The organism is Mailhella sp. (genome assembly GCF_057866825.1).
The window spans coordinates 1-3904 of record NZ_DBMAHT010000159.1; the positions used below are offsets into that span (position 1 = coordinate 1).

Consider the following 3904-nt stretch of genomic DNA (forward strand, 5'->3'; position numbering starts at 1 on the left):
CCCCATGAACAAAGTTCGGATCGTAGCGGTTTTCCTCAAAGAAGTCCTGCAGCGGATAGCCGATCAGCACAAGACTGAACGGGCGCACCATGCCCGGCAGGGAAAAGGCGGACATGAACGCCTGTTCCCTCTCTTCAAGAGGATGAATGCCGCACCAGAGCGCGCCGAGTCCCATGATCCGCGCGGCCAGCATGATGTTCTGCGTGGCGGCGGCGCAGTCCTGAGGCCAGAAGACCGTCTGCGGCGAGGCGGAGGTGTCGCAGCAGACGAGCACGGCAAGCGGAGCGTCCTGCGCGGGCCCTGCCGAAGGGTGCAGCGACGGCAACGTTTGAAGCTTGTCTCTGTCGGTAATGACGATGAAACGTTTTGTCTGCGCGTTTTCTGCCGCAGGCGCGGCGAAGGCGGCCTTGAGCAGCGTTTTCTGCATCCGGCCTTCTACGGAGCGGGGAGAAAATCTGCGTATGCTGCGCCTGGTGAAAATGGCTTCAAGAGCGGTGTCCATGCGTTCTCCTTTTTTCTTCACCATACGGAAAAAAGAGAACGCGGAAAGAGGATGAGCCCATGATACTCATGAGCGGCGTGAGTATCATGCCGCATCTGCCCGCAGTTTTGCGAGTGCGCAGTCGTCTTGCAAAGATTTGCCGACGGGTTCTTCCTGAGCGCTGCGGGAACGCCTTTTCTGCCGGCAGCCGAGGGGCGCGCAGAGCAGGGCGGCGAGCATGCAGCAGCAAAACCGGAGTTCCGAACAACGCCCGGAGAAGGTTCGGGCGTTGCTTCATTTCTGGAACTGCCGCGGCGTAAGCGACCTTTTGCAGGGTAAAGGGCTGAATCCTCGCCCGCCTTGCGGCACGGCCGTGCGGATTATCTTGAAAAAGGCCGGAGTCGCTGATTCTCCGGCCTTCCCTGTCAGAGCTTTTTTCCCGGGGCACGATCCCACAGCGTGAGCGCGCGGCAGACTTCGCTTCCGTCGGCAGTCCGCTGAATGGAGTGAAGGGCGGCGAAGGAGACGTCGTGTCCGAAAATGCTGGACTCCGTGCCGGACGGAGCGGGCGAGGAAGCGCAGAGACAGTTCAGCTCTTCCTGCGGAAAGCATTCCGCACGGAACGTGATGTCCACCAGACGGGGCATCGGAGGTTCGCCGGCGGATGATGCAAGCGCCGAGGCCGGCGGCAGGGGTTCCAGAATCCAGGCCAGATATCTGGTGTTGTTGACGTGACCGTTGATGTCCAGATCGTCCTTGCGCACTCTGAGAAGCGCGTTTGTCGGCTGCTGCGCACGGAGGCGGGGAATGACGCGGCAGGCAAAGGGCGCACAGGGGCGCGGCGCTGAAGGATATCTCGGAACCAGTTCGTCGGGAAGCTGGGCCATGGAGCGGTCGGCCAGGCTCATGACCGACCATGCGCTGCCTCCGCTCACGATGAGACGGTTCTGCTCGTCGTACACTTCGTAGCCTCTGTGGCGGAAGCGGTCGAACGTGGAGGGCCAGGTGTGAACGCGCAGTTTTTCTTCCGCGCGGGGCAGGCGCTCGATGCGCAGCACCAGCCGCGTCAGCACCCAGGTGAGATGATATTGGAGAAGATCGTTTTCGCCGAAACCCAGGACGTCGGCATTTCTGCCCGCAGATTCCTGCAGCCAGTTGCCCAGCGAGGAAAGCGTGGCGACGCCGTTTTCTCCTATTTCGCCGTAGCGGACGGAAAATTCGACGTCCATGGAACAGGCGTCTTCAGAAGACTCAGGCATGTTTTGGCCTCTTTCGTTGTGTCCGGATTTCCCCGGACTGCTCGTTGTTGCGGATATTCCGCAGATATCAGTAATTTTTCTTCCACTCCAGGCCGAACTCCGTCTTGTTGGACGAGGCCTTGGCCTGCGCCTCAAGGCTGGGGGTGAGTTCTATTTCCACCACGGCGCCGGTATCGCTGTCGCGTCCTATGCCCTGTTCCACGCCGACATAGACGTTGTCGAGCACATAGGTTCCCATTTCAAGCGAGGTCTTCGACATGTCGGAGTTGCCGTCGTCGGAAGAAGTATTGTCCGAGTTCAGCTTGAACACGTCAAGTCCCAGCAGCTTTCGGCCGAAGCCCATGACGTCCGGCCCGCCCAGACCCGCAAGCTGCGCGGCTCCGGCGGCGAGCTGCAGAGCCTGCACGTGACTCAGCGTGCCCGCCGACTGCCCGAACATGATCTGGGATATGATTTCATCCTGCGGCATGGTCGGCTGACTGGACAGCGCTATTTCCGGTTTCGTGGCCGGACCGCTTACCGTGACGTCGGCCGTGATGCTGGGGGCCGTGTATTCCATGACGATGTTCAGCATGGGGCTGACGGGCCACCCGCCGTCGAAGGATATGCGGCCTTCGGCGAGATTGAAGTGCTTGCCGAGCACGTCGAGTCCGCCGCGCACGGCCTGCACGTTGCCGGTGACGCCGGGCCTGGCGAGAGGTCCGCGGGCGCTGATGTCGCCTTTCCATTCGCATTCCAGTCCGTAGCCGCGGATGAAAAACTGATTGGGAATGCGCACGCGCACGTTCAGCCTTCCTTTCAGGGGCGGGGACGGAGGCTGAGCCTTCTGGCCCGGCTGTTCGATGGGCAGGGTGACGATGTCGCCGCCGGGAAGGTCGGCGAGCTGTATCTGTCCCTTGTCCACGGTGATGTCCGCGCGGACGCTGGGATCGTTTGCCGTACCGGACACGCCGAGCGAACCGGAAAGCATGATGCTTATGTCCTGCCGACGCAGGGGAGACAGCCTGTCGATGTTGCCGTTGATGGAGAGCGCGAGATCTCTGGGATCGAACCAGCCGTTCAGCGTGACGCGGCCCTTGCGTCCGTCTTCGGCGGAAAGGTCGAACGTGAGTCGGCCGCCGGATTTTCTGACGACGTTCATGCGGTCGGCGTCGGCGCGCAGGCGGATGTTTCTGAGCTCCACGCCCTGAACGAGCTCGGCGAAGCGGCCGTTGTCGAGCGCGGCGTGCATCGTGACTTCCGGCGCGGACAACGTGCCGGAGAGATCGGCCGTCAGATCAATGACGCCGGAAAGCCGTTGATCGGCCAGGGGCAGAAGCTGCCATATCCGGCCGAGCTCGCCGGAGAGCTGCACCTCGCCGCGCAAAGGACCGCGCAGGTCGGGCACGGCTGCGCCGTGTGCCGGAGACGTGAAGGGCAGATTTGCCTGCACGACGCAGCTTGTGAGGCCGAGATTCTGCTGTGTTTTTTCCGGCAGCTCCAGGGAAACGGAGAGCGTGCGACGCTTGCCCGACACGCCCAGTCTGCCGACGACATCGGCATCGACAGGAGGCATGGTCGAGCCGGGAAGCAGAATTTTTTTCAAGTTCAACTTGAAGTTTCCCGTGGGGCGGGACAGCGTTCCGGCAACGGCGGCATTCAGATCGAGCGAGCCTGAGGGCAGTTCCTGCGAAAAGCCTCGGAAGGCGGCAAGGTCGGGCAGCGCAAGGTCGGCGTTGAGGGACAGCTTGTTCGGCGACCAGCTGCCGGAAATGTCGATCGAGCCGGACGGCAGAAGATCGAACGAAGCCCCGGACAGGGAAAACGTGTCTCCTTTTCTGCGCAGCGTGATGGGGGAGACGAGGCGAAGGCCTGCCGTTTCGTCTCCTGAAAGGCCGAGCAGCGCCGGAACCATATCGACGTCCAGCTTTTCGAGCGTGTATTCGCCGATTTTCCAGCGAAGGGCGGCGTCGCAGCGGATGTCGCCCCGGCTCTGCAGCGCGGCGTGCAGGCTGCTCTGGCCTCCCTGTGCCGTGAGCGACAGACCGTTGAGCGAGAGCGACGGCGTTTTCAGTGTTTTTAATCCGGCGTCGAGATCAACGTCGGGCTTGGCCCACAGGTGTTTGACGTTCATGCGGCCGTTCAGGCCGGAAAGCGCCACGCGGCTCTGCGAAGAGCGTATGCG

Annotated in this window: 3 protein-coding genes; all 3 read right to left on the reverse strand. The window is 62.1% G+C overall.

Features of this window, described 5'->3' with window-relative positions; all coding sequences use genetic code 11:
- A partial coding sequence (locus tag ACZM96_RS09940) for a nitroreductase family protein (protein ID WP_489488856.1) occupies positions 1-502 on the reverse strand: 502 nt, incomplete at its 3' end.
- A gap of 404 nt (positions 503-906) precedes the next feature.
- Positions 907-1740: an acyl-[acyl-carrier-protein] thioesterase gene (locus tag ACZM96_RS09945; protein ID WP_489488857.1), complete on the reverse strand. Its 834-nt coding sequence runs from the start codon at positions 1738-1740 to the stop codon at positions 907-909.
- Positions 1741-1807: 67 nt separating this feature from the next.
- Positions 1808-3904 (reverse strand): translocation/assembly module TamB domain-containing protein (locus ACZM96_RS09950; RefSeq protein WP_489488859.1); only part of this gene is annotated, 2097 nt, incomplete at its 5' end.